At 54.9% G+C, this 23,454-nt stretch carries 27 protein-coding genes; 15 read left to right on the top strand and 12 right to left on the bottom strand.

Annotated features, from left to right (window positions below):
- Nucleotides 1-34: 34 nt before the first annotated feature.
- Together PLU01S_RS11605 and PLU01S_RS11600 are read right to left on the bottom strand one after the other, a co-directional pair.
- Nucleotides 35-763: a TorF family putative porin gene (locus PLU01S_RS11605; protein ID WP_074825426.1), complete on the bottom strand. Its 729-nt coding sequence runs from the start codon at nt 761-763 to the stop codon at nt 35-37.
- 329 nt (nt 764-1,092) lie between these two features.
- On the bottom strand, nt 1,093-2,016 hold the full coding sequence (locus PLU01S_RS11600) for a DUF6279 family lipoprotein (protein WP_019365038.1): 924 nt from the start codon (nt 2,014-2,016) through the stop codon (nt 1,093-1,095).
- Nucleotides 2,017-2,226: 210 nt separating this feature from the next.
- Between PLU01S_RS11600 and PLU01S_RS25695 the strand changes: the two genes are divergently transcribed.
- Nucleotides 2,227-2,373 carry a PA1414 family protein gene (locus PLU01S_RS25695; protein WP_010798068.1) on the top strand — a complete coding sequence of 49 codons (147 nt, stop codon included), beginning with the start codon at nt 2,227-2,229 and terminating at the stop codon, nt 2,371-2,373.
- Between the two features lie 312 nt (nt 2,374-2,685).
- Complete coding sequence (locus PLU01S_RS11595; RefSeq protein ID WP_074825428.1) at nt 2,686-3,825, top strand: PQQ-dependent sugar dehydrogenase; 1,140 nt, start codon at nt 2,686-2,688, stop codon at nt 3,823-3,825.
- Between the two features lie 24 nt (nt 3,826-3,849).
- Here the strand turns inward: PLU01S_RS11595 and PLU01S_RS25690 are convergent, their stop codons facing one another.
- From PLU01S_RS25690 to PLU01S_RS11585, 3 genes are all read right to left on the bottom strand, one after another.
- The gene (locus PLU01S_RS25690) at nt 3,850-3,999 is read right to left on the bottom strand and encodes a hypothetical protein (RefSeq protein WP_010798070.1); all 150 of its coding nucleotides are present in this window, start codon (nt 3,997-3,999) and stop codon (nt 3,850-3,852) included.
- Between the two features lie 85 nt (nt 4,000-4,084).
- Nucleotides 4,085-4,693: a hypothetical protein gene (locus PLU01S_RS11590; RefSeq protein ID WP_074825430.1), complete on the bottom strand. Its 609-nt coding sequence runs from the start codon at nt 4,691-4,693 to the stop codon at nt 4,085-4,087.
- Between the two features lie 78 nt (nt 4,694-4,771).
- Nucleotides 4,772-4,981 (bottom strand): cold-shock protein, encoded by a 210-nt coding sequence (locus PLU01S_RS11585; protein WP_010798072.1) that lies wholly within the window; start codon nt 4,979-4,981, stop codon nt 4,772-4,774.
- Nucleotides 4,982-5,224: 243 nt separating this feature from the next.
- Between PLU01S_RS11585 and PLU01S_RS11580 the strand changes: the two genes are divergently transcribed.
- Together PLU01S_RS11580 and def are read left to right on the top strand one after the other, a co-directional pair.
- A complete protein-coding gene (locus PLU01S_RS11580; protein ID WP_074825433.1) occupies nt 5,225-6,073 on the top strand; it encodes a CvfB family protein in 849 nt (282 codons plus the stop codon).
- Between the two features lie 34 nt (nt 6,074-6,107).
- Entirely contained in the window at nt 6,108-6,647 is a 540-nt protein-coding gene (def, locus tag PLU01S_RS11575; protein WP_074825436.1) for a peptide deformylase, read from the top strand.
- 5 nt (nt 6,648-6,652) lie between these two features.
- On the opposite strand, the gene PLU01S_RS11570 is transcribed toward def, so the two are convergent.
- A complete protein-coding gene (locus tag PLU01S_RS11570; RefSeq protein ID WP_074825438.1) occupies nt 6,653-7,282 on the bottom strand; it encodes a DsbA family oxidoreductase in 630 nt (209 codons plus the stop codon).
- A 46-nt stretch (nt 7,283-7,328) separates the two neighbouring features.
- Nucleotides 7,329-7,763: an NUDIX hydrolase gene (locus tag PLU01S_RS11565; RefSeq protein ID WP_074825440.1), complete on the bottom strand. Its 435-nt coding sequence runs from the start codon at nt 7,761-7,763 to the stop codon at nt 7,329-7,331.
- A 318-nt stretch (nt 7,764-8,081) separates the two neighbouring features.
- Between PLU01S_RS11565 and PLU01S_RS11560 the strand changes: the two genes are divergently transcribed.
- The 4 genes from PLU01S_RS11560 (at nt 8,082) to PLU01S_RS11545 (ending at nt 10,999) form a co-directional block, all read left to right on the top strand.
- Nucleotides 8,082-8,996, top strand: a complete 915-nt coding sequence (locus tag PLU01S_RS11560; RefSeq protein WP_139208764.1) for a hypothetical protein — start codon at nt 8,082-8,084, stop codon at nt 8,994-8,996.
- 2 nt (nt 8,997-8,998) lie between these two features.
- The gene (locus tag PLU01S_RS11555; RefSeq protein ID WP_010798078.1) at nt 8,999-9,436 is read left to right on the top strand and encodes a phage holin family protein; all 438 of its coding nucleotides are present in this window, start codon (nt 8,999-9,001) and stop codon (nt 9,434-9,436) included.
- Nucleotides 9,433-10,311 (top strand): DUF3618 domain-containing protein, encoded by an 879-nt coding sequence (locus PLU01S_RS11550; protein WP_074825444.1) that lies wholly within the window; start codon nt 9,433-9,435, stop codon nt 10,309-10,311. The genes PLU01S_RS11555 and PLU01S_RS11550 overlap by 4 nt, the downstream gene beginning before the upstream one ends.
- A gap of 352 nt (nt 10,312-10,663) precedes the next feature.
- On the top strand, nt 10,664-10,999 hold the full coding sequence (locus PLU01S_RS11545; protein ID WP_074825446.1) for a hypothetical protein: 336 nt from the start codon (nt 10,664-10,666) through the stop codon (nt 10,997-10,999).
- Here PLU01S_RS11545 and PLU01S_RS11540 read toward each other — a convergent pair.
- Complete coding sequence (locus PLU01S_RS11540) at nt 10,993-11,595, bottom strand: hypothetical protein (RefSeq protein WP_083397877.1); 603 nt, start codon at nt 11,593-11,595, stop codon at nt 10,993-10,995. The two genes, PLU01S_RS11545 and PLU01S_RS11540, sit on opposite strands and share 7 nt — an antisense overlap.
- A gap of 195 nt (nt 11,596-11,790) precedes the next feature.
- Here PLU01S_RS11540 and galU point away from each other — a divergent pair, with 195 nt between their 5' ends.
- Together galU and gorA are read left to right on the top strand one after the other, a co-directional pair.
- Nucleotides 11,791-12,621, top strand: a complete 831-nt coding sequence (gene galU / locus PLU01S_RS11535; RefSeq protein WP_010798082.1) for a UTP--glucose-1-phosphate uridylyltransferase GalU — start codon at nt 11,791-11,793, stop codon at nt 12,619-12,621.
- A 130-nt stretch (nt 12,622-12,751) separates the two neighbouring features.
- Complete coding sequence (gorA, locus tag PLU01S_RS11530; RefSeq protein ID WP_010798083.1) at nt 12,752-14,113, top strand: glutathione-disulfide reductase; 1,362 nt, start codon at nt 12,752-12,754, stop codon at nt 14,111-14,113.
- 63 nt (nt 14,114-14,176) lie between these two features.
- Here the strand turns inward: gorA and PLU01S_RS11525 are convergent, their stop codons facing one another.
- Complete coding sequence (locus PLU01S_RS11525) at nt 14,177-15,190, bottom strand: bile acid:sodium symporter family protein (protein WP_074825449.1); 1,014 nt, start codon at nt 15,188-15,190, stop codon at nt 14,177-14,179.
- 83 nt (nt 15,191-15,273) lie between these two features.
- Here PLU01S_RS11525 and PLU01S_RS11520 point away from each other — a divergent pair, with 83 nt between their 5' ends.
- Entirely contained in the window at nt 15,274-16,065 is a 792-nt protein-coding gene (locus PLU01S_RS11520; protein WP_019365026.1) for an AraC family transcriptional regulator, read from the top strand.
- A gap of 11 nt (nt 16,066-16,076) precedes the next feature.
- Nucleotides 16,077-16,703: a trimeric intracellular cation channel family protein gene (locus PLU01S_RS11515; protein ID WP_074825451.1), complete on the top strand. Its 627-nt coding sequence runs from the start codon at nt 16,077-16,079 to the stop codon at nt 16,701-16,703.
- A 3-nt stretch (nt 16,704-16,706) separates the two neighbouring features.
- On the opposite strand, the gene PLU01S_RS11510 is transcribed toward PLU01S_RS11515, so the two are convergent.
- The 3 genes from PLU01S_RS11510 to ku form a co-directional block, all read right to left on the bottom strand.
- Nucleotides 16,707-17,447 (bottom strand): PIG-L deacetylase family protein, encoded by a 741-nt coding sequence (locus tag PLU01S_RS11510; protein WP_010798087.1) that lies wholly within the window; start codon nt 17,445-17,447, stop codon nt 16,707-16,709.
- A 91-nt stretch (nt 17,448-17,538) separates the two neighbouring features.
- The gene (gene ligD / locus PLU01S_RS11505; RefSeq protein WP_074825452.1) at nt 17,539-20,106 is read right to left on the bottom strand and encodes a DNA ligase D; all 2,568 of its coding nucleotides are present in this window, start codon (nt 20,104-20,106) and stop codon (nt 17,539-17,541) included.
- An 11-nt stretch (nt 20,107-20,117) separates the two neighbouring features.
- Nucleotides 20,118-21,023, bottom strand: coding sequence for a non-homologous end joining protein Ku (ku, locus tag PLU01S_RS11500; RefSeq protein ID WP_074825454.1), 906 nt, complete (start codon nt 21,021-21,023; stop codon nt 20,118-20,120).
- A 185-nt stretch (nt 21,024-21,208) separates the two neighbouring features.
- Here ku and PLU01S_RS11495 point away from each other — a divergent pair, with 185 nt between their 5' ends.
- From PLU01S_RS11495 to PLU01S_RS25680, 3 genes are all read left to right on the top strand, one after another.
- A complete protein-coding gene (locus PLU01S_RS11495) occupies nt 21,209-22,198 on the top strand; it encodes an XdhC family protein (RefSeq protein WP_074825456.1) in 990 nt (329 codons plus the stop codon).
- Between the two features lies 1 nt (nt 22,199).
- Nucleotides 22,200-22,862 carry a nucleotidyltransferase family protein gene (locus PLU01S_RS25685; RefSeq protein WP_083397878.1) on the top strand — a complete coding sequence of 221 codons (663 nt, stop codon included), beginning with the start codon at nt 22,200-22,202 and terminating at the stop codon, nt 22,860-22,862.
- A gap of 84 nt (nt 22,863-22,946) precedes the next feature.
- The gene (locus tag PLU01S_RS25680) at nt 22,947-23,450 is read left to right on the top strand and encodes a CinA family protein (protein ID WP_010798092.1); all 504 of its coding nucleotides are present in this window, start codon (nt 22,947-22,949) and stop codon (nt 23,448-23,450) included.
- Nucleotides 23,451-23,454 lie beyond the last annotated feature (4 nt).

The raw sequence follows: 23,454 nt of genomic DNA, 5'->3' as shown, positions 1-23,454 counted from the left end.
ATTGCACCCAGCGGTCTTATGACCGCTGGGTGACTTAAAACAGAGGGTGCGACGCCTTCAGCAATAAAGCGGTATCGCAGTAGGCGTTGTGTCCTGAATAGGATGAGCAATCCTGTCCCTGAAGACTGGTTCCGGTGTAAGAAAAGTTGAACTGAGTATCAGCCCATTTGCGGGTCAGATTTACCGACCAATCATTATACGAGCGAACCATGTCGCCACTTGCCAGCGTCACCGGCGAGTTCAGCATGTAATTTCCATAACGCATGGAAAGGCCCATTCCGAGAATCGGAGTAGTACCCAGGTCCGCGTAAAGAGATGTGTTGCTACGGTCGGGATCATTGGCGAACGCCGCGCCAAAGCGGCTGCCGAAGATGCTAATACCGGAGTAGATTTCCCGGCTGGGTTCTACGTCCTGCGTGACGTGATCGTAATTGATCAGGCCGAATTCATAACCGTATCCGCTGCTGGCAAAGCGATGCTTGTAGCCCGCATAAGTATCCATTTCAATGGACAGGTTATCCGCGGAGGATCCGCTGTTCGCCGTCCACTGGCCAAAATACAAGCCAGTGTCATGGGTGAAATCCAGACCGCCATTTACTGCGCCGTTAGAAGGCTTGACGAGTCCCTGGGCCATAGTGCGCGTCTGGGTCGTTCCCAGGGTCATATCGAAGCCGCCCAGGTCACGCTGCAAGAGCGTCTGGGCTGTAGCAGTACCGGAGGCAAGAGCCGCCACAATAAAAACAAGCCATGAAGGGTTTGGCATGGGTTTCACTCCCCTAGGTTTAACAGGAGCGGCGATTGCTCAGCAGCCTGCACTAGCAGGCAAACAGCCAGAGGCCAAAGCAATGCCTGACGTCAACATTCATCCGGGGTTGAGCAGGTAGTTAATATTCAAAAAAGTCCGCCACGTGGAACACGCTACGTTCTTGTTATGACAGGAGGAGCCAGGCACTCAGGCACGTAAAACAGGCTCAGGGGAATAATATCGATCTAGCCGAATTGGAAAAGGTCATTCGTCGGTTAAATTTTGACCAATATTACAAACTTAGGAATAAGACCTCAGGTAATTACTCAACAGTTCCGCTGATCGTGCTAATTTTTCGTTCTATCGCACCGTTGAGGTTCAAGGTCTTTCTGTATATCCGTTAATCGACTGACGATCTGATTACGCTGTGTTTCATCCGTGGTTTTGTACACGTCGTCAATAAGCGAAATCGCTGCCTCCTGAGTTTTCGAAAAGCTTTCCCGGTAAGCAGGCGTCCACAGGCTTTCCCGATCCTGCAGCAGCTGTTTGACGCGCTGTGGGAAATCTGGCTCGCCGCGATGTTGCAAGGCCTCAAGCAGTTCTCGCTGCCACTGAATCCGATTGCCGACCCAGGCCTGATTTTGATCACCAAGTTGCACCGACCATTGCATGATTCGGTCTTTCTGAGCCGGATTGAGCGAGCCTGTCCAGAAGCTGATGCGTTCCTCCATACGAGCGGCCCGATCTCGAATCTGTTCGCCGCGGGAAGGGTCGAGGTACTTTTTACGACGGTCCCTGATGTCACGGTCCAACTCTTCCTTCAGCTCTGCGACCTGCTGATCGGTCAGCTGTTTTAACAGATCGGTACTGGTCGGTGTGATTTCAACCGCCAGGGTATCGACGGCCTGTTTGAGTTCATCCATGCGAGCCCTGATCGTTACTGGGGATACCTGCTGGTTACGCACCATAGTCTTGATGCCATCCATCCACTCCAGATAGCGAGGCAGCTCGTGGCTACAGTGCCAACGCAGATGGTCTGCCAACCGTTCGTCAAACCAACGACGCTGCTCGGAGTTCATGTCGAGGTAATCGTTCATCGACCACGGTATAAGCGTATTGAGGTGCTTATAGGCAAATCCGACACGGGTACAGGCCCCGACGCTTAGGGCAATGGCAAAGATGACCAGCCAGGGTGAAAGCGGAACACGCATGAATACTGCCTCTTCCAGAGCACTACTGTTTAGTCCTTCAAAAACTGGTTCTGGTTGCATACTTGTCTGTTTGCAACGTAGCGCACAGGCCGTTTGGGTTGAGCGAAATATAGTGTTACGGCTGGGGCAATAGTTCTGGAATTGAATAGGGCAAAATTGACTCAATATTAAGGTAAGCCTGCCGATAATCTGTTGAGTGCGTTATTCAGGCAATTTTCCGGCAGACATGCAGTCTCTGTATTACAGGTAGTAGATCTCAGGAGATCGGTGATGAAAGAACGTATTCAAGAGCTGGCGTCCAAATTGATCGAGGCGCTGGGCCTGGCTGATCAGCCGCGTCTTCAGCCTATTCCTGTGCGCAGCCGCGAGCGGGAGCGTTTGGCAGAAGAGCAGCGTCGTCGCGCACGTCGTCGCTAACCCCTACTTAAATTCTATGCATTGAACGCTTGTCTTTGCCGTAGCCCGTATAGTCAAGTCGGTAACGGCAACGTCCAATGCAGGAGTCGATGCTGATCACGGCCCCTCTTCCCTGATTAACCCCCTGCAACCTGAATCGCTAACACTGCTTTCACAGCACTGATCTACTATAGGGTAATACCATTCCTGTTCAAGGGTGCCGAAACGGACTACGTTTGTAAGCGCTCGCTTATTGTAACTGTCTATGTGAGTGGGCCTTTTTAACCAAAGTAAAGCGCTACAGTCAGTTCTCCGGTTAAAAGGGGGAACACTATGTTTAAGTGGGCGTTGGCAGCAGGCGCGTTGCTGTTAAGTGATGTAGTCATTGCTCAGGGACAGGTCGCTACCTATCCCAGTGAGAAAGGCAAGGTTAGCGTTACGGTCATTAAGAAAGGCTTGGACCATCCGTGGGGGCTGGCTTTTTTGCCTGATCAAAAGGGAATGCTGGTAACCGAGCGGCCCGGGCGCCTACGTGTACTCAAGAGCGACGGCTCTGTATCTAACCCTATTGCAGGCTTGCCGGTTGTCTACAATCGCAGCCAGGGCGGCTTGATGGACGTGGCTTTGTCTCCTTCTTTTGCTGAGGATCGTCTTATTTATCTCAGTTACTCCGAAGGGGGAGGCGAGGATGACAAGGCTGGTACGGCGGTTGGGCGAGGCACGCTCTCTGCTGACATGACCCGTGTAGAAGGCTTTACCGTGATTTTCAGGCAAGAGCCCAAACTTTCTACCGGTGCGCATTTCGGCTCGCGGCTGGTGTTTGATCAGCAGGGCTATCTATTCATTGCGCTGGGTGAGAACAACCAACGTATCACGGCGCAGGCGCTCGATAAGCTCCAGGGCAAGCTTGTTCGCATCAAGGCCGATGGCACCGTTCCGAACGATAACCCCTTTGTAGGCCAGTCAGGTGCTCGCCCGGAGATCTGGTCCTATGGGCATCGCAACCAGCAGGGCGCGGCCCTGAATCCCTGGACCGGACAGGTGTGGACGAATGAGCATGGGCCTCGTGGAGGAGATGAGGTCAATATTCCGCTGGCAGGTAAAAATTATGGTTGGCCTGTGGCTACCCACGGGATCAACTACTCCTATACACCCATTCCGGAAGCAAAGGGCAAGGACGTACCAGGGACAGAGCAGCCATTGTATGTATGGGAGAAGTCGCCGGGCGTCAGCGGCATGGCCTTCTACTCAGCCGATCAGTTTCCCGCCTGGAAAAACAGCCTCTTCATTGGCGCTCTTGCTCAAGAGAATCTGATCCGGCTGCAGCTGGAGGGCAACAAGGTTGTCCATGAGGAGCGTTTGCTGGAAGAAAAAGGGGCACGTATCCGGGACGTTCGCCAGGGACCTGATGGTTATCTGTACGTATTAACGGATTCGTCAGAAGGGGAAGTGCTGAAAATAGGGCTTGAATGAAGAAGGGCGCATACGCGCCCTTTCTTAGTTATAACCCGTGCCGTCTTTCATGCGATCAGGGCTGTTGGGAGAAGGCGGGTTACGCTCCGAATCCACCTGGGCATGTTCTGTGCGGCGTGGCTTTTCTGCTTGATCTCTTTTTTCGTTTTCGGCATTTCGCGTTTGTTCAGTCATGGCTCACCTCGCATTGCGTGGTTATGAATGGCTCATAAGGTGTGACTGAACTTATACAGACCCGTTCAATGTTTTCGGCCAACGGTCATTGCAGTGTCTGAAACGTTGGCTGCTCAGCTATCAAGGTCTTTAGCAGCTCGTTGACCTGCCGGGTAAAGGTATCAGTAATCGCTTCGCCGGTTGTATGTCCCATGAAGGGAAGAAACCAGATACCCATCCAGGTCTTGATGGAATCATCGTTACGGTGCCGGGCAACTGGGTGCAGGCTAGGGTCGAATAACTCGCCTGTCAGGGTAAAGTTGTCCTTGGCCACGCCGGGGACAATAAATAGCGTTGCGCCGGTAAGCATGCCGCTGGCAACAGAAGCTGCCATGGCGCTGTGGTTGTATAGCTTCAACTTGAGCACGTAATCACCAGGCTCGGCACGATCAGGCGCCAGGCTGTAATGACTGAAGAGCTCCGAGGCCTGCAATGCCTGGACGAGGGCCGGTTCCAGACCCTCACGCGCTACTGGAATAGATCGGGCATCCCCATCGCCGGGTTCGCCACGGTAGAAATTGAATTCCACGTGTAATCCAGGACGGGCGAAAGACGGCGAAGCGATAGGCCCTGGTGTGGGGGCGACCTGATCGCCTGGAAACACCGCACATCCTGATAGGGTCAGAAGCAGAACGAGTCCTAGTTTACGAAGCATATATCATCCTGATGTCTGTCGTGCAGGCATAAAAAAAGCCCAGCTTTGCAGCGGGGCTTTTTCGAGAAGTCGGGGTAGTTAAACTACCTGAACCTCATCAGCCTGCAGGCCCTTCTGGCCTTGCACGACCAGGAAGGAAACGGCTTGGCCTTCCTTCAGGCTCTTGAAGCCAGTGCTCTGAATGGCACGGTAGTGTACGAAAACGTCCGGGCCGCTCTGCGGAGTGATGAAGCCGAAGCCTTTTTCATCGTTGAACCACTTGACGGTACCGGTTTGGCGAGTAGACATGGATTGCTCCCTGAACAAAGATTTTTGACAGCGCTGGAACTGCCCAGGCTGCGACTGAGTGCAAAGAGTCACCACTGCTAAGCGTGGCCATGGCCTCGCCGATAAACGGTACACGTGCAACACAGTGCAGGCACTGTAACGCTTTCGAAGATTTTGTCTAGCCCTTTTGCCAGGGCATTTCATGGTTTATCGGTTGAGCAGAATATGTCAGGTATGATAGTGGCTTCTCAATGAGGTACTAGCATGGCTTTAATCGGGCGTTTTAATAGTCTGCAAATTATCAAGCGGACGGACTTTGGCTTATATCTGGATGCCGAGCAGGACGGTGAAATCCTGTTGCCGAACCGCTATATCCCGAAGGATCAGCCCACCGAGGCGGGTGATTGGATCAATGTATTCGTTTATCTCGACAGTGAAGACCGGATCATTGCGACGACTCAAAAGCCCAAGGTTCAGGTAGGGCAGTTCGCCAGTCTGAAAGTGGTCGAGGTCAACCGTATCGGAATTTTTCTGGATTGGGGCCTACCCAAGGACCTGTTGCTCCCGCACTCCGAAGAAAAGCGCCCGTTGCAGGTTGGGGATTACTGCGTGGTCTATGTCTATATTGATCAGCGCACCCACCGAATTACCGCAACGGCGCGCCTGGATCGATACCTGGATACCGTACCGGCGTCTTACACAAGCGGTCAGGCAGTCGATCTGCTGGTGGCCGAACAAACGCCCATGGGCTTCAAGGCCATTATCGAAGGGAAGCATTGGGGACTCATTCATCAAAATGAGGTCTTCAAGTTTCTGCGTAGCGGTATGCAGGAAAAGGGCTTTATCAAGGAAGTGCGCCCCGATGGAAAGATCAGTCTTTCCCTGCAACCGTTGGGACGTCAGGCTGTCGATGCGCTGGGTCAGCAGATACTTGGGCTGGCAAAAGCCCGCAATGGCGTTCTCGAAGTCAGCGACAAAAGCTCGCCAGAACTGATCAGCAAGCTGTTCGGCGTCAGCAAGGGGACGTTCAAGAAGGCCATTGGCGGTTTGTACAAACAGGGGCTGATCGTTATATACGACGACAGGATCGAATTACCTGAGACGGACGATTGATAGCCGCCTCACCTGAACATTGACGGAGGCAGAAATGATTCGTGAACTGGTGAGAATGGGTGATGAGCGCTTGTTGCGCATCGCCAAACCTGTGCCGGCATCCATGATTGGCAGCCAGGAGTTGGATGCGCTGGTGGCGGATATGTTCGAGACTATGAAACAAGCTGGTGGTGTGGGTTTGGCTGCTCCGCAGATCGGTGTGGATCTGCAGTTGTTTGTAATGGGCTTCGACAGCAGCGAACGCTACCCGGATGCACCGGCAGTGCCCCAAACCGTTGTTATCAATCCTGTGATAACGCCGTTATCACAGGAGATGGAGGAGGGGTGGGAAGGCTGCCTTTCCATCCCCGGCCTGCGCGGTGTCGTTGATCGGTATGCCCGTATCCGTTACGAGGCAGTGGACGCGAGAGGCGAAACGATTGATCGGATCGCTGAAGGCTTTCATGCGCGCGTGGTTCAGCACGAGTACGATCATTTGATCGGGCGGCTCTACCCGTCGCGTATCACTGACTTTTCCCGGTTCGGATTCACGGATGTCCTCTTTCCGGAAACCTCACCGGCAGCTCAACGCTAGCAGGCTCAGCGTTGAGTCGTGAGCGTCTCGATTGCCCGTGTGAGACGCTCATAGTCCACCGCTCCGCTAAGCTGGGTTGCCTCTTCGTAGGCTTGGCCTTCCAGACGGATTAGTAAGGTGGGTACCGCTGTAATACCCAGTGTCTGGGCCAGCGCTTCATCGTCGAGCACGCTCTGGGTATGGCGATTTTCTTCAAGCGCCACACCTAATTCGAATGTATCGATGCCCTGCAGGTTCGCAATATCCAGCAGTATGTCGTCACGACCGATGTCGCGCCCTTGTTCAAAAAAGGCCTTGAATATCCCTCGATGCATGGCATCGAACTGTCCAGATTGCCGGGCATGTTCAGCTACTTCCAGTGCTCGTCGGCTACGGGGTTGCACGGGAGGCAGGCGCAATGTCAATTCCCGTTCTTCCGCCATGGGATATACCGCTCGCGCCCATGTGCTGCGTAAGTAATGGCTATCCGGGATAAGGGTTGGGATGGGGTCTGGTCTCAATTCGAAGGCATGCCATGTAACGGTCAGCCTGTCGCCATAATGCGCCTTCAGCTGATCGAGCAGCGGCAATTCCAGATAACAGAATGGGCAGACGTAATCGCTCCAGACGTCGATATGGATAGGCAATGTGCTCATAGGACTCTCCTTTGCAGGAACGACAGGCGTAGACTCTTGACTCTCGCTATGCCTGTCGGTTCGCAGGGGAAAGGCCCGTATTCCGCTGCAATAGCGGTAGAACGTGTTCAGACAGCAGGGGCGCCAGAGCAACCTCATAAGGTGGTGTCAGCGGTATCCAGGCCAACGCCTCAAGCTCCGCCGCTACAGCCAGCGCGGGTGTATCTACATAAGCCATGAAAAGCTCTGCCTCAATCATGGTGTCTGGCTCGTTGGCAGCGGGCGCCTGGAAGAGGCCAAGGGGCTGACAGATCTCGGTATCCAGCAGCAGATTCAGTTCTTCCTGAATCTCTCGTGCAAGTGCTTCGAGACCGCTTTCGCCTGCCTCCAGTTTGCCGCCAGGCAACATGAAGAATCGGGTATGTCGTTTACGTACCACGAGTAATTCGTTTGCCGGGTTGAGCAGGCAAGCGGCGGCAATCTTTAGGCGAGTAATAGGCATGACACATCCTTGTCTTGGAAGAGGGCCGCTATTGTCCGCACCTTGGTCAGTACTGACCAGCCCTATGCGCAGCTGGGTATGAGGAATTGATGCGAAAACCAGAGGTAATCGATTTTTCCAACATTTCACAAAAAAACCTTTAAAGGCGGCGTATACCGATGCCGGTTATCGTGAATAGCGCTACTTGACAAAATCGAAACGAACTCCTCCGTGCCGCTGAAGTCACCTTATTAACGCGCAGTTTTATGTCTTTTGAGTCACCGCTGCGCTTACCAGCCGCTATTGTGCGGAAAAACGTAAAAATGGTGGGACCAAGCTATGACATCACCCTACGAGAGTAATACTCGAGAAAGCCAGCAGCAGAGTATGCCGTCTGCCCAAGAACAGGCCGAAGCCATGAAAGATAAGGCCCGGAGTGTGGCGGATAATGCAATGGTGCAAGGTAAAGGTCAGATTGATCGTTACAGCGACAAAGCCGCCAATGAAATCGAAACCGTCGCTAACAGTTTCAAAGCGGCAGCGTCGGAGCTGAGCGATCAGGATCGTGCCGGTCTCTCAGGCTATGTCTCCGATATCGCCCAAAGCATGGCCGGGCTAGCTGATACGCTACGTGGCAAAAGCGCTGATGAGTTGATCCAGGAAGCAGGCCGATTGGCCCGTGAAAACCCGGCACTCTTTTTGACCAGCAGCATCGCTATTGGCTTCGGACTGTCTCGCTTTGCCAAGGCCAGCAGCCGCAAAGTCGATACCTCCGGTACGGAGATGTCGTCCTCGAACACCAGCGGCTCCGGAGTAGGTTCCGATCTGTCCTCCGGTTCGTCCTATACCGCTCGGGCAGGTGCAACGGGTGAAACCACAACCACACCGCCAACGCTGGGCGAGAGCGACAAGGAAACATCCTGTCGTGTAATGGGCTCCAGTGCGGCCATGGGAACCACATCTTCGGTTAACCATGCCGGTATGGGTGGCTTTGAGCATTCAGATGGCACGCGTACCATCGATCCGGCATCCCAGACCAGCACACCTGTTATCGCCGAACAGGAAAGCACCTATCAAAACAGTACCTCCCAGTTGCCTAAAGGCGATACTACGGCCACTACCTCAATTGTCCGTCCAGTGCCTACATCCGACTTGGGCGATACCCCACCCTATGGTTCCCCCGCGCTTGATCCTGATCGTGCATCAACCACAGCGCTAGGCAACACCAAGAAGGACACTAACGGAGGTCTGTAATCATGAAAGAACAACCGAATCTACGTGATGCTACCTATCAAGAAGAGACTGGCATCGATTCAAATTCAACCTCAATTGCAGGTCTGGTGCGTCAGCTGACACGCGAAGTGCCTTCTCTGTTTACCAAGGAATTAGCACTAGCCAAGGCTGAGATTACCGAAGCCTTGAATACTACCAAGGCTGCCACAATCAGCATGGCATCAGGCGGTATTGTTTTGATGGCCGGTTTTATCATGCTGCTGCTTTCAGCCGTTCTTGGGCTGAGTCAGGTCATGGCGCCCTGGTTGGCCGCCCTGATCGTGGGCGGTGTGGTGTGCATAGTGGGTCTGGTAATGGTATCTGCGGGCAAGAAGAAACTTGACCCTGCGGCGTTCAAGCCAGAGCGAACCATTAATAGCATGCAGAAAGATAAAGAAGCCGTGAAGGGGAAAGTAGCATGAGCACCGATACCCATAGCCGACTAGACGCTGAATCGCAAAAAGATCCTGCGACTCTTGAGCGTGAAATCGATCAGCAGCGTGACAGTATCAACGATATCGTGAATGCGCTGGAAAGCCGCCTTTCTCCCGGCGAGTTGCTTGACAAGGCAATGACTTATGCCAAGGGCAATGGAGGCGAATTTATCAATAATCTGGGCTCGACCATCAAGGCGAACCCAGTGCCGACACTGCTTACCTCGGTTGGGCTCATGTGGATGATGATGGGCCAGAATCGCAGTCAGCCCTATACCAATGCGGGCATGTCCTCCACAGGCACGTCTTCCACCGGTATAGTTGACTCGCTAAGGGACAAAGCTTCAGGCCTGAGCGACACATTACACGACAAGGCCAACAGTATGTCCGGCGCGGTACATGACAAGACAGACAGTATGAGAACGCAAACTCAGGGCTTTAAGGATAAGGCTGCGGACATGCGCAGCAGCACGTCTGACTCCATGAGTTCAGCCCGTCAGACTGTAAGCGAAAAAGCTCAGACTGCATCCGAAACCATGCGTAACCAGACGGCCAAGGCCAAAAGTGGTTTCCAGTATATGCTGGAAGAGCAGCCGTTGGCGCTGGGTGCCATTGGGATTGCAGTAGGTGCGCTACTTGGAGCGACCTTGCCTGCAACCGAGCGTGAAAATCGCTTGATGGGCAAGACCAGTGATCGGATTACTGACAAAGTGAAGATGAAAGCCGAGCAGGGTTATGCCAAGGCAACTGAAGTAGGGCAGGATCTGGCTGATCAGGCGACAAATCGTGTTAAGGAAGAAGCTGATCACATGTCTTCCAAGCATCAGGAACAAGAGCCACAGCGCGCATCACGCTCCATGTGATATGTGCTTTCCCGCTAGCGGCCTGCGCTCGGTAGGCCGCTAGAATTTCTCTAGCTTTTGATTGGATTCTCCTGAGTCGTATCGGGTATAGCGGCCTCTAACGGAGGCACGAACGTGCAATCGATATCTCACGATCCACTCCTTCCCGTATCCCTTTCTTTTTTCGTCTATAGAAAGCCTTTGTTGGGACTTTATTGAGTCCTGCCAGAATACTCTGCCTAACAACGCCGTCCTGGCTTCACACGCCCTACCCGGCACCACCGAAAAACTGAAAAGGTGTGCGACGGGACCAATGGTTTGAAACAGGCCCTTTCGTAGAGGTCTTAATGTGGAGGAAGGGCAGGAGATCGAAATGAGTATATTTAAAATAGCAACGTGCGGGCTTGGGCTGGCGTTGGTGTTGGCCGCCAATACAGGTATTGCAGACGAGTTTGATAGACGTGCGATACCCCGAACCTATATAAGCCCCGGAGCGTCCGGGAGCATCGAGACGCAGCAGCGTAGCCAGCACTATAATCTATACGGTGGCCAGGCTGTCCCGCGTGGAACGGTTCGGGAGTACCGCTCTCATTCCAGCGGACAGTATGAACAGCGAGGCTCGATTCGCCAGAGCACGGAATACCCTGGCGGAATCGAAATTGAACGGACGCCGGGCTCTACAACCAACCGGCTTGAACGTCGTCAGTGAGTCATGGCCGCTGTTTCGGAAGGCTTGTCACTGCTCAGACGCTCCACCAGTACCAATGCCTTCTCGAAAGAAGGATAGCCGCTCTTGGCAACGTCAAGATCGCTATAGCTGTCCTTGTAGGTTTCCGCTCGAATAGGGTCTGCTTCACTTACCAGGTAAGGCTTGGAATAGACCTGATAGAGCATTGCATAGGCCAGCGGATACTCTTTCTTGGCTGAGGTTTCCAGCAGGGACAGCACGTCATCTGCTTGCGGGCCTTGCTTGATCATTACCAGCGCCTTGTAGAACTCGATCTCACCGGTGCCTTCTTCAGCTTTGTCGGTTTGCATCGAGGCGCGGCTGAGCAAGGCGTCAGCCAGTTTGAGTTCATCTTCCCCTCCGGATACTACAAGCATCTTTGCCTGGAGGAGGTCATTCTGGGTGAGCAGATGCAGTTCTTCCTGAGTAAGTTGAGGGGATTTACTGGCGCAGCCTACCAGCAATGCGGTAGCGAAAAGAGGAATCCATTTTTTCATAATAGATCGTTTGATCCCTTGTCTAGCCATCTGAAGCAGCTTGTCTTCGACGGTGGTGGTGCCAACGAGTTCACTACTCATCATATCTCGTCTGCGGAAAAGCGCTTTATAATCGAACCGCTGGGCGCTTTCGTGGTCGGATCTCCCAACGCTTGGGGTCGAGCGCTTTTAGACGTCCATTTAATCGGTCACTGAGAGCCTCATGCTGAGCATTGTAACCCGATGAACGGCTGTTTAGACTGCCATAGTATTGCTCCCACAGATCAAAGGACGCCCATGATCACCAAATGTCTGTTCCCGGCCGCCGGCTACGGCACTCGCTTTCTTCCAGCAACCAAAGCGATGCCGAAGGAAATGCTGCCCATCGTGAACAAGCCCCTGGTCCAGTACGCCGTTGAAGAGGCACTCGACGCTGGGCTCAAGCAAATTGCTATGGTCACCGGGCGTGGCAAGCGCTCTCTGGAAGACCATTTCGATATCAGCTACGAGCTGGAAAGCCAGATCAAGAACACCGCGAAGGAAAAGTACCTGACCGGGATTCGCCGCCTGATCGACGAATGCTCCTTCTCTTATACCCGTCAGATCGAAATGAAAGGTCTGGGTCATGCCATCTTGACTGGCCGTCCTCTGATCGGTGACGAGCCGTTCGCCGTTGTGCTGGCGGACGACCTGTGCCTGAACCTCGAAGGCGATGGCGTTCTGAAGCAGATGGTCAAGCTGTACAACCAGTTCCGCTGCTCCATCGTGGCTATCCAGGAAGTACCTGCGAACGAAACACACAAGTACGGTGTGATCTCGGGCGAAATGATCCGTGATGATATCTATCGTGTGAACAACATGGTTGAGAAGCCCAAGCCGGAAGATGCACCTTCCAACCTGGCGATCATTGGCCGTTACATCCTGACGCCTGATATTTTCGACCTGATCGAGCAGACCGAGCCAGGCAAGGGCGGTGAAATCCAGATTACTGATGCCCTGATGAAGCAGGCTCAGGACGGTTGTGTTCTGGCTTACAAGTTCAAGGGTCAGCGTTTCGACTGCGGTAGTGCGGAAGGCTTCGTTGAAGCAACCAACTTCTGCTTCGAGAACGTCTACAAGGAGCTCTGATCTCCTTGTTAGCCTGTGTTTGACAGAAGCCACCTTAGGGTGGCTTCTGTCGTTTAAGGCAACAGTATTTTCGTCAGCAGCGATGCAGGTGCGTTAAGCTGGTGAGCAGTTGAGCCGATCAGGATTCGTCATGACATACGATTTTGACCTTTTTATCATCGGTGCGGGTTCGGGCGGTGTTCGTGCAGCGCGTTTTTCCGCCGATTTTGGTGCTCGCGTGGCCGTAGCGGAAAGCCGCTACCTGGGCGGCACCTGCGTAAACGTCGGCTGTATGCCGAAAAAGTATTTCGTCTATGGGGCTTCGTTCCATGACGAGTTCAGGCAGTCGCGCAGTTATGGCTGGAAGGTCGAGGAACAGGGGTTCGATTGGCAGAATCTGCTAGCCAATAAAGACCATGAGATTCGTCGACTGAACGGCATCTATCGTGCACTGCTCATCAACAGCGGTGTGACACTGCTGGAAGACCATGCGCGAATCATTGATGCGCATACTGTCGAAGTAACGGGCAAGCGCTACACCACCGAGCGAATCCTCATCGCTACAGGCGGTTGGCCCTCAGTGCCCGAGTTGCCTGGTCGTGAACACATCATTACGTCCAATGAAGCCTTTTATCTGGATAAGCTGCCCGAGCGAATGATCATCGTGGGTGGCGGTTATATCGCGATCGAATTTGCATCGATCTTTCACGGCTTGGGCGTGAAGGCGACTCTCATGTACCGCAAGGAGTTATTCCTGCGCGGGTTTGATGACTGCGTACGGGTGCATCTGCGAGATGAATTGCTCAAGCGAGGCCACGATCTGCAGTTTAATGCGGAAATTGCCCGTATCGACAAGCAGAGCGATGGCAGTTTGAAGGTTACGCTCAAGGATGGCCGTGTTCAGGAAACTGACTGCGTGTTCTATGCGACAGGCCGTCGCCCCATGCTGGATAACCTGGGCCTGGAAAACGTCGGCGTCGAGCTCGACGAACGTGGTTTTGTGAAGGTGGATGAAACCTTCCAAACCACGGAGCCCTCAGTGTATGCGATTGGGGATATCATTGGCCGTGTGCAGCTGACGCCTGTTGCCCTGGCAGAGGCCATGACCTTGGCCCGCAGCCTGTACAAGCCTGAAAGTTACAAGCCACTTGATTACAACCTCATCGCTAGCGCGGTTTACAGCTTGCCTAACGTCGGAACGGTAGGACTGAGTGAAGAGCAGGCCCGTGAAAAGGGCTACAAGCTCAGGATTTTCCAGACGACCTTCAAGCCTACCAAGCTCAGCCTGACCAATGAGACGGAGCGTACGCTCATGAAGCTGGTCGTGGACGCCGAGACTGATAAGGTGCTGGGTTGCCATATGGTCGGGCCTGATGCTCCCGAGCAGATCCAGTGTCTGGCAGTGGCTCTCAAGGCCGGTGCAACCAAAAGCTGCTTTGATGACACCATCGGTATTCACCCGACAGCAGCGGAAGAATGGGTGACCATGCGTTCCCCAGTGAGGGAAGACTGATTTACGTAATACATAAAAAAGGCCGGTAGTGACCGGCCTTTTTTATAGGTGAAGCAAAAGAATTCAGTGCGCCTTGGCTACCTTGGTTTCACTGACGGTTGTCTCTTCACGCCGCCCGTAGCGCTGTGCCAATACCGCACACACCATCAGTTGGATCTGATGAAACAGCATGATGGGTAGCAGAATGGCGCCCATGCTGCTGCCAGCGAATAACACCTTAGCCATCGGCACGCCAGTCGCCAGACTCTTCTTGGAGCCGCAGAACACTACTGCGATCTCATCTTCTTTGTTAAAGCCCAACAGGCGCGACGTATAGCGGGTAATCAGCAGCGCCAGGGTGAGGATTACCGAGCAGACTGCAGCAAGGCCCAGCAAAGCGGTTAGTGGAATGGATGACCAGAGGCCTTCAAGAATGGCAGCGCTGAACGCAGTATAGACAACAAGTAGAATGGAGCCCTGATCGACAAACTTGAGGCTGGACTTGTGTTTGTCGACCCATCCGCCAATCCAGCGGCGCAGGATTTGACCCGCAATAAAGGGAACCAGGAGCTGAAGGAAAATCTTGGTAATGGCATCTAGGGTGGACATGCCATTGGTGTCTCCACTGCTTTGCGTGTCCAGCAGCAGGCTTACCAGGAGCGGCGTCAGGAACACACCAATCAGGCTGGACGCCGAGGCACTGCACACGGCGGCAGGCACGTTGCCACGGCCCATTGAAACAAAGGCGATGGAAGACTGTACGGTTGCCGGTAGGGCACACATATACAGTACGCCCATGTAAAGCTCAGGCGTGACGAGGGGCGAAAGCAGTGGCTTGAGCGCCCAGCCCAGCAGCGGGAATAACAGGAAGGTGCAGCAGAAGATCAGGAGATGAAGGCGCCAGTGGGTAACGCCCGCTACAATGGCCTCGCGTGACAGCTTGGCACCATGCAGGAAAAACAACAGGCCAATGGCGATGTTGGTGATCACATTGAGTACCCCGGCAGCGGTTCCGCTACAGGGAAAGATGCTAGCCAACGTGACGGTTGCTATCAGGTACAACGTAAAGTTGTCGGGTAAAAAGCGTGGACGAGCCATTCACATCTCTCGAACAGTTGTTGAGTCTGACTTCGCAGTCTACTGTGGTGTGATTATTCCGACTAACGTCAAAAAGGCTTTCAATGTCGCCTAACGGACAATCCGCTGAGTTACGCCGGCAGATTCCTTCTCTCAAAGCGCTGCCTCGCCCGGTTTATGCCCGGGCCGAGTCGCTGGCACGTGGCTCCTGGACGCCTTGGCATAGTCATCCGTGGGCGCAGCTCTCCTACGCCATCAAGGGGGTGCTTTCGGTGCACACTCGCGCGGGTAGTTTTGTCGCACCTCCTCAGCGGGCCGTGTGGATTCCGGCGGGGCTGGAGCATGAGGTGCGCTCTTCAGCCGAGGCTGAAATGCGCAGCCTCTACCTAGGACCGCAGCTATTGCCGAACCGGGGGGCCGAGTGTCGGGTACTGAGCGTCAGTTTGCTGTTGCGCGAACTGATACGAACGTTTACGACCTTTCCTGTCGAGTACGATGAAGAAGGCAGCGAAGGACGCCTGGTCGAGGTGCTGATCGATCAACTGGCAATCGCGCCTCATATGGCGTTGTCGCTGCCATTACCAGCAGATGCTCGACTGCGCCGATTGTGTGAACACTTGCAGCAAGCGCCGGATGATCAGCGTACCCTGGCGGAGTGGGCATTACTGCTGGGGGCTTCCGAAAAAACCCTGAGTAGACATTTTCAGCGGGAAACCGGTCTTACCTTCAGAGCCTGGCGGCAGAAGCTGCGTCTGCTAAGCGCACTGACCCTGCTTGAGCGGGGCGACAGTGTCACGGCGGTAGCTTTGAGTTGCGGCTATGATTCGCCGTCAGCCTTTATCGCTGCGTTTCGAGCGCAGTTCGGAACAACGCCGGGTGACTTCTTTACCCTCTGATGGAGCTCTCGATGGTTTCGCTGTTTTATCTGTGCGATCTATGTGGCGTTGCCGTTTTCGCTATTACCGGCGCCCTGATGGCCGGGCGCAAAGCAATGGATCTATTTGGTGTTCTGGTAGTGGCCCTGGTAACTGCACTGGGTGGCGGAACCCTGCGGGACGTGATTCTGGGGTTGCATCCGGTAAGCTGGATACGGGACGACACCTACATTGCAGTGGTTGTCTTTGCCACTTTAGGTACGGTGCTGTGGGTACGTCTGACGCGACCGATACCGGAAAAAGCGCTTCTGATCGCCGATGCATTTGGTCTGGCAGTGTTTACCGTGATCGGAACGGAAGTCGCCCTGCGTCAGCAGGTACCTTTAAGCACAGCCGTCATCATGGGTGTCATGACCGGTGTGGCTGGTGGTGTCATCCGAGACATTATCTGCAATGACATTCCACTGATCTTTCATAAGGAGATCTACGCTACACCCTGTATTCTCGGCTCGCTGGTATATATCGGGCTGAGCCGCCTGGCGCTGCCGGCAGAGCTGGTCACAGGCGTTGCGATGCTGGTAGTGCTTCTCATTCGGCTTGCCGCGATCCGTTGGCATTTCGCCTTGCCTCGCATGCAGTTGCTTGACCGTAACCGGTAGTGCTCAAACCAGAAAGATCTCCCAGGGCCGAAACAGGCGCGACAATACATGGGATGGCAGGATAGGCTCCGGCGCCGGGCCGTTGGCTGTGTTGAATGCCTCGACAGCATAGCGCTTAGCGGCAAGACTGGACTCATCCAGCGGCAGCCGTCGAGCCCGCTCCCAGGGAAAGCGGTCATCACCCGGACGGAGCCATTGCCATGCCCAAAGCGGGACTTCAATACAGCGAGCCCCTGTGACTACACAGGCAAAGCTGGCGGCACGGCCTGTCGCTTCGTGATCGGCATGACCATCCTCGCGCCAGGCGGTGAACACCGTATCGGTCGACTTGATGAGTGCCGCCAGTTGTTCGCTAAGCCGTTGTTCTTCATTGCTGGCGATGCCGTCGGAAAAGTCCAGCCGGCAGATGTCTACGGACTCCAGGCACAGCCGTCGGCTGGCTTCACGACTTTCCGGCAGGGTAGGTACATGGAAAACCGGTTGGCTGCCCAGCCCTTGCTTGTATTCACCCCGCGTTACGCTGACTAAAAGAACTTTGCGCCCCAGCTCGGCAAGCTGGGCCAATAAGCCGCCACAGCCCAGAATTTCGTCATCCGAATGAGGCGCGATAATTACGGCCCGTCGACCTGGCGGGACCAAATGATTGGCATCGACTTCCGGAATTCCGGCAAATCGGGGCCAGGCGGCCCACTCCTGCGCAGAGGCGCTTTTTTCCTCCAGGGTGCGGGTATTGAGCGTCGTCATATCGCTGTTCCTCGTGCGAGGCCACTACCTCGCATAATGCCGAACTGATATTGGGCGCTTTTGAGGCACATCAACAGTACAGGCGAATCATTTACTCCATACCTAACGTTTTTCGCTGCGCAGCGGTAATCCTCTGGCGCACGGTTGCGTAATCTGCCCAAGGATCATCTTGCCGATGATCCAAATGGTCGAACAGCGTTTCCAGTGTCCACTGGTCGCCTCGTTCAAGTGTTTTCAGCTCCTCACGGCTTATAGGGACCGATACGCCCAGCCCCGGGCGTGCCCGTAGCGAATAGGCCGATACCGTGGTAGCACCTTCGCGATTGCGCAGGTAATCGATAAAGATCTTGCCGACTCTGTTCTGCGCGCCCATCTTGGCGGAGAAGCGCTCTGGAATAACCGCCGCCATATGCTGAGTAATGGCCTGTGCAAAGTCTTTCACGCTATCCCAGTCATCTCTGCGTTGCAGAGGAACAACAATGTGCAGGCCCTTGCCGCCACTGGTCTTGATAAAGGCTTTGAAGCCCAGCTCATCCAGCAGGGTCAGCAACAGCTCCGTTGCCTCCAGCATCTGTTTCCAGGGCAGTTTGGGATCAGGATCAAGATCGAAGATCATGCGATCCGGTTTACCGATCTGGTCAGCCCTGGCGCTCCACGTGTGCAGTTCTACCGTGCCCATTTGCGCAGCGCCCAGCAGTGCCTCAAGGCTATCAATCACCATAAGCGGTGCATGGCCTGGATCCAGAGCCGGGTCCAATTCGCGGATATGCGGGATTGCCAGGGTTTGCTTGTGCTTCTGGAATATCTGTTCGCCTTTGATGCCTTCAGGAGTCCGTACCAAGGCAACCGGCCGGTTTTTTAGGTGCGGCAACATCCATAGCGCAATACGCTCATAGTACTCTGCGACGCCTAGCTTGGTGGTTTTTGAAGACGGATCGATAACGCGCTCTGGGTGGCTGATGCGCACGCCTGCGACTTCAGCACCCTCTTTTTTCGTTGAGGCTAACGCTTTCTTTGGCGCAAGGGACGAAGCCTTGCGCGGGACGACCTGCGCCTGTTCGAGCCCAATATCCTGAGCCGGCTTGTCTTGCCGCAATCCATGAAAAACACCCTGGCGTACAATTCCGTCGTTGGTGATGGCTGCAAACGCTACTTCACACAGTAATTCCGGCTTGAGCCACGTAACGCCGCGGGCTTGAGCACCCCGAGGCGGGTTCTTAAAGGGGGAGGTGTCAGTGGTGTAGGGCTGAATATGCTCATGGAGTGCAGCCAGGCTTTCCCGGGTAAATCCCGTTCCGATCTTTCCTGCAAAGCGTAGTGAGCCGTCCCTGTCATGCAGGCCGATTAGCAGCGCGCCAAAATGACTTCTTGCTCCCTGGGGTTGGGTATAGCCGCCAATGACGAACTCCTGCCGGCGCTTGCACTTAAGCTTGATCCAGTCGTTGCTGCGCCTGGAGGTATACGGGCTGCCGGCACGTTTTCCAATGACACCTTCCAGACCAATGGCGCAGGCACTTTCCAGTATCTTGTCGGCGGGTACGTCGAAGGCTTCCGAATAGCGTATGACGTCAGACTGGGTGGTATCCAGTACGGCTTTGAGAGCACGACGACGTTCTTCGAGTGGGTAACTACGCAGGTCCGTACCGTTACAGAACGGCATATCGAACAGGTAGTAGAGGATGGTGGTGTTTCGGCCGGTATCGAAAGCGTTTTGCAGGGCCTGGAAGTCAGAGACGCCATTGTCGTCGAGTACGATAATTTCGCCATCAAGCCAACCATTATCCAGGCCAAGTGCTGAGAGAGCCTTTGCCTGTTCTGGCAGACGATGGGTCCAGTCTTTGCCGTTGCGTGTGATAAAGCTGACCTTGCCATCATCAATACGGGTCAACAGGCGATACCCGTCAAACTTGATCTCATAGAGCCAATCGCCTGCTGGGGGCGCGTCGACCAGCGTGGCCAGTTGGGCTTCGACCATTTCAGGCAGTGCCAAAGGCGCAGCGGAAGATGTTGCCTTTGTCGCCGTGGTACGGGGCCGCCTGGGTTTTGCTGGCTCTGCTGCCTTGGCAACAGGCGCCGCTGTTTTGCCCAGTCGCGGTAAAGTCTTCTCGCTCAGTACGCTGTCAGGTAGAGCCTCGGTTACGTCATATTCGCTATGAGGTTTGGCGTCATCGTCTTTTTCTTTGATCAGCAGCCACTGCTCTTTTTTGCCGTTGCCATGCAGGCGCGTGCGCACCAGCGTCCAGTTGCCCTTGAGCTTTTCGCCTTGCAGCTCGAACTTGAGCTTGCCCGCCGCATAATCGGTAGCTGCATCGCCATGGGGTATCCAAATGCCACGATCCCAGACGATGACGTCTCCGCCACCGTATTCGCCTTCTGGAATGCTGCCCTCAAAGGTGCCGTATTCGATCGGATGATCTTCAACGTGAACAGCCAGGCGCTTTTCCTTGGGGTCATAGCTGGGACCTTTGGGAATGGCCCAACTCTTCAAGGTGCCGTCCAGCTCCAAACGAAAGTCATAATGCAGCCGGCGCGCATCATGTTTCTGAATGACGAACTGTAGCGCTTCGGGCGAGGTGCGCGCATGGGGCGCATTGCCTTCAGGCTCTGCAGTCACCTTGAAGTTTCGCTTACGGGAGTACTCGCTCAGCGGGTTCGCCATGGCCGGGTTCCTTATTTGGCTGCTTTACGGCCTTTGGGTGAGGCGGTACCTGACGAACGTCGGGTGGTGCTGGTGCGCTTTGGCTTTGCCTTGGAGGGTTGGGCTTTTTCGTCGTCGCTCTCGGGCGGCGTGCGTGTGCCTCTCAGGCTACGTTTGAGCAGCTCGGTAAGGTCAATGACATCGGCCGTACGTTTGGGTGCTTCCTGTTCAGGCGCTTCAAGCGTTTCGAGCTTGCCCTCACGCACCTTGCGCTCAACCAGCTTCATGACGTTGTCTTCGAAGGTGTCATGGTATTGTTCTGGATCCCACGACTCGGTCATGTCTTCAACCAGGCGCTCGGCCATGTCGATCTCGCGCTTGGACACCTTGGCGTCCAGGTCTTCAAGACCCACGTCCTCGGCTGAGCGAACCTCGTTGGCCCAGCGCAAGGTGTTGAGCACGAGCGTATCGCCCAAGGGCATGATTACAGCAAGGTGCTGCTTGGTGTGCATCACGACGTTGGCTACGCCAACTTTGCCGGTGCGCTTGAGCGTCTCTCGCAAGAGGATGTATACCTTCTCGCTGTGTTTTTCAGGGGCCAGAAAGTAGGGCTTTTCGAAGTGCAGGATGGAAATCTCGCTGGCCTCGACAAACGCCAGAATGTCGATCGTCTGGGTGGCTTCCGGCAGGGCGTTGTGAATCTCCTCGTCGCTAAGCACGACATACTCGCCTTTTTCGTGCTCGATACCTTTGACGATGTTTTCCCGGGAGACCTCTTTGCCCGTATTCTTGTTGACGCGCTTGTAGCCCACCGGGTCCATGCTGCGCTTGTCCAGCCAGTCGAAATCGATTCCATGGCTGGAGGTGGCGGATACCAGGGAAACCGGAATATTGACCAGTCCAAAACTGACGGCGCCTTTCCAAATCGAACGTGGCATACCGGTTACCTCCAGGTGTGTGCTTTCCAGTTTTGAGTTGGCCGCTGCGTCCGAGGTTCCAAAGCGCCATGACGGACGGGGAACCAGATACGTTTCAAAGGCTCTACCCGTGACTGTCGAGGCAAAGCGCGCCTGCTATACACTGGCAGCGCATGGCCTCCTGGCTTACCGATTGAGTGAATTGAATGGATAGTGTGGATTCGAGTGTGTTGCGCAGCGCCTTGGCTTGGCGTCGGGAGGGGCATCGCGTTGTGTTGTTTACGGTGGTTCAGACCTGGGGAAGCTCCCCGCGTCCACCGGGTGCCATGTTGGCTCTGCGGGACGATGGTCGTGCTGCCGGCTCGGTTTCTGGTGGCTGCATCGAAGATGATCTGATTGCACGCATGCATGATGGCCGGATTCCCGAAACTGGAATAGAACTCATCACCTACGGTGTGACGCAGGAGGAGGCCGCTCGGTTCGGGCTTCCCTGTGGCGGAACGCTGCGTTTGGTGCAGGAGCCTTTAGGTGATCCACAGTGGATTGCCGATCTACTGAGCCGCTGTGACAATCACGAGCTGGTGGCCCGGCAGCTTGAACTTGGCACCGGAGCCGTTCAGTTGTTTTCGGCGCAGGCGGACGACGCCCTGCATTTGGATGGGCAGACCTTGCGTGTCGTTTATGGCCCGCGTTGGCGATTGCTGTTGATTGGCGCAGGTCAGCTGTCCCGCTACGTTTCCGAAATGGCTCACATGCTGGATTTCGACGTGTTGATCTGCGATCCGCGGCAGGAATTCAACCACGGCTGGGAGACTTCAAAGGCGCGTTTCGTCCCGGGTATGCCAGACGATGCGGTGCTTTCCATTGTTCCTGATGAGCGGACGGCGATCGTGGCGCTGACTCACGATCCGCGTCTGGATGACATGGCGCTTCTAACCGCGCTCAAGTCCTCGGCTTTCTATGTCGGCGCGCTGGGCTCGTTGGGTAACAGTCGCAAGCGTCGGGAACGCTTGGCCTTGTTTGATTTGAGCGAGGATGAAATCGATCGCTTGCACGGCCCTATTGGCCTGCATATCGGTAGCCATACGCCGGCCGAGATTGCTGTTTCACTGCTGGCCGAAGTGGTCGCTGTAAAAAATGGTGTTGCGCTGACGCAAAAGAAACAGCCCAAGCCTGTTGTCGATCAAGTGGCCTGACGTGGCTGATTCGCTATGCGTGATCGTGATGGCGGCCGGGCAGGGCAGTCGCTTTCGCGCCCAGGCCGGGACTGACAAGCTGCTAGCCAGGTATGAAACTGGGATAGGCGAGTCGACCCGCGTGCTTCAGCAAACCTTGCGCAATCTCAAGGCTATCGGGCAGCGGCGGGTGGTCGTGACCCGACCGGATAATGGAGAGGTGGCGGCACTTGCCAGACGCGAAGGTTTTGACGTACTGGCCGTACAAACCCAGGGGATGGGCGAAACACTGGCGCAGGCGATTGCGGCCGAGCCAAATCATCGTGGCTGGTTGATCGCCTTGGGCGACATGCCGTTTGTACAGCCGAAGACGTTCCGCCAGATAGCCGAGGCGGTGTCAGAGGACGTGATTGCCGTGCCGTTCTGCCGTTTAAAGAACAGCGTTTCACCAGCATCCAGTAATTCTCCAGACGGCACTCCTGTGGCTGGTAACCCGGTGGCCGGCACTCCGGTGGCCGGCAACCCGGTGGCGTTTGGCCGTCGTTACTTCAAGGCGTTGTGTGCGCTCACGGGCGACCGTGGCGGGCGAGGGCTGTTTGGGCAAGGTGAGCTACGCTGGGTAGAGTGCAGTGATCCCGGCATCTATCGTGACGTGGATGTGCCTGACGATTTGAAGCGCACCTGACGGTACGTAAGCTTCTTCCAATCGAACTTGCGCGGCGGCTGCCTTTCATAACGAAAATGCGCACTTCGTTTCGTGGGAGCATCCATGAGGTCAGATATCCAACCGGTTCTCGATTATTTGAAAGAGTACGACATGCTGCTGGTGACAGCCGAGTCCTGCACGGCAGGGCGGGTTATTCACCTGCTGTCTGAAATTCCAGGCAGTGGATCCTGTCTTGATGCCGGTTATGTCGTTTATTCTCCTGCTGCCAAGCAGCGTTTGCTGGGCGTTCACCCGTACACGATCGATACGTTCAACCTGACGAGTGAAGAGGTGGCGCGGGAAATGGCCATCGGTGCTCTGCATGACAGTGATGCAGCGGTCGCCATCTCTAACACGGGGCTTGCAGGCCCGGATGGAGTAGATGGAATACCTCCTGGCACCGTATGCTTTGGCTGGGGCTTTCGTTATCAGGGCGAGCTGGTAGTCTTCTCCCGAACCGAGCGGTTCTTTGGTGGCCGGGAGGACGTGCAATTGGCAGCAGCCGTCTACAGTTTGACGAATATTCCATTATTCCATGCACGACTATTACGCGGAGAGAGAGGCTAAACGC

Origin of the sequence: Pseudomonas luteola NBRC 103146, from assembly GCF_002091675.1 — a bacterium.
In the GTDB taxonomy this organism is placed as follows: domain Bacteria; phylum Pseudomonadota; class Gammaproteobacteria; order Pseudomonadales; family Pseudomonadaceae; genus Chryseomonas; species Chryseomonas luteola.
This window is presented reverse-complemented; position numbering and strand designations above follow the sequence as displayed.

What these genes read in the sequence shown, in the direction of transcription:
- PLU01S_RS11605 (WP_074825426.1), bottom strand. Translation starts at nt 763, where the DNA reads ATGCCAAACCCTTCATGGCTTGTTTTTATTGTGGCGGCTCTTGCCTCC.
- PLU01S_RS11600 (WP_019365038.1), bottom strand. Translation starts at nt 2,016, where the DNA reads ATGCAACCAGAACCAGTTTTTGAAGGACTAAACAGTAGTGCTCTGGAA.
- PLU01S_RS25695 (WP_010798068.1), top strand. Translation starts at nt 2,227, where the DNA reads ATGAAAGAACGTATTCAAGAGCTGGCGTCCAAATTGATCGAGGCGCTG.
- PLU01S_RS11595 (WP_074825428.1), top strand. Translation starts at nt 2,686, where the DNA reads ATGTTTAAGTGGGCGTTGGCAGCAGGCGCGTTGCTGTTAAGTGATGTA.
- PLU01S_RS25690 (WP_010798070.1), bottom strand. Translation starts at nt 3,999, where the DNA reads ATGACTGAACAAACGCGAAATGCCGAAAACGAAAAAAGAGATCAAGCA.
- PLU01S_RS11590 (WP_074825430.1), bottom strand. Translation starts at nt 4,693, where the DNA reads ATGCTTCGTAAACTAGGACTCGTTCTGCTTCTGACCCTATCAGGATGT.
- PLU01S_RS11585 (WP_010798072.1), bottom strand. Translation starts at nt 4,981, where the DNA reads ATGTCTACTCGCCAAACCGGTACCGTCAAGTGGTTCAACGATGAAAAA.
- PLU01S_RS11580 (WP_074825433.1), top strand. Translation starts at nt 5,225, where the DNA reads ATGGCTTTAATCGGGCGTTTTAATAGTCTGCAAATTATCAAGCGGACG.
- def (WP_074825436.1), top strand. Translation starts at nt 6,108, where the DNA reads ATGATTCGTGAACTGGTGAGAATGGGTGATGAGCGCTTGTTGCGCATC.
- PLU01S_RS11570 (WP_074825438.1), bottom strand. Translation starts at nt 7,282, where the DNA reads ATGAGCACATTGCCTATCCATATCGACGTCTGGAGCGATTACGTCTGC.
- PLU01S_RS11565 (WP_074825440.1), bottom strand. Translation starts at nt 7,763, where the DNA reads ATGCCTATTACTCGCCTAAAGATTGCCGCCGCTTGCCTGCTCAACCCG.
- PLU01S_RS11560 (WP_139208764.1), top strand. Translation starts at nt 8,082, where the DNA reads ATGACATCACCCTACGAGAGTAATACTCGAGAAAGCCAGCAGCAGAGT.
- PLU01S_RS11555 (WP_010798078.1), top strand. Translation starts at nt 8,999, where the DNA reads ATGAAAGAACAACCGAATCTACGTGATGCTACCTATCAAGAAGAGACT.
- PLU01S_RS11550 (WP_074825444.1), top strand. Translation starts at nt 9,433, where the DNA reads ATGAGCACCGATACCCATAGCCGACTAGACGCTGAATCGCAAAAAGAT.
- PLU01S_RS11545 (WP_074825446.1), top strand. Translation starts at nt 10,664, where the DNA reads ATGAGTATATTTAAAATAGCAACGTGCGGGCTTGGGCTGGCGTTGGTG.
- PLU01S_RS11540 (WP_083397877.1), bottom strand. Translation starts at nt 11,595, where the DNA reads ATGAGTAGTGAACTCGTTGGCACCACCACCGTCGAAGACAAGCTGCTT.
- galU (WP_010798082.1), top strand. Translation starts at nt 11,791, where the DNA reads ATGATCACCAAATGTCTGTTCCCGGCCGCCGGCTACGGCACTCGCTTT.
- gorA (WP_010798083.1), top strand. Translation starts at nt 12,752, where the DNA reads ATGACATACGATTTTGACCTTTTTATCATCGGTGCGGGTTCGGGCGGT.
- PLU01S_RS11525 (WP_074825449.1), bottom strand. Translation starts at nt 15,190, where the DNA reads ATGGCTCGTCCACGCTTTTTACCCGACAACTTTACGTTGTACCTGATA.
- PLU01S_RS11520 (WP_019365026.1), top strand. Translation starts at nt 15,274, where the DNA reads ATGTCGCCTAACGGACAATCCGCTGAGTTACGCCGGCAGATTCCTTCT.
- PLU01S_RS11515 (WP_074825451.1), top strand. Translation starts at nt 16,077, where the DNA reads ATGGTTTCGCTGTTTTATCTGTGCGATCTATGTGGCGTTGCCGTTTTC.
- PLU01S_RS11510 (WP_010798087.1), bottom strand. Translation starts at nt 17,447, where the DNA reads ATGACGACGCTCAATACCCGCACCCTGGAGGAAAAAAGCGCCTCTGCG.
- ligD (WP_074825452.1), bottom strand. Translation starts at nt 20,106, where the DNA reads ATGGCGAACCCGCTGAGCGAGTACTCCCGTAAGCGAAACTTCAAGGTG.
- ku (WP_074825454.1), bottom strand. Translation starts at nt 21,023, where the DNA reads ATGCCACGTTCGATTTGGAAAGGCGCCGTCAGTTTTGGACTGGTCAAT.
- PLU01S_RS11495 (WP_074825456.1), top strand. Translation starts at nt 21,209, where the DNA reads ATGGATAGTGTGGATTCGAGTGTGTTGCGCAGCGCCTTGGCTTGGCGT.
- PLU01S_RS25680 (WP_010798092.1), top strand. Translation starts at nt 22,947, where the DNA reads ATGAGGTCAGATATCCAACCGGTTCTCGATTATTTGAAAGAGTACGAC.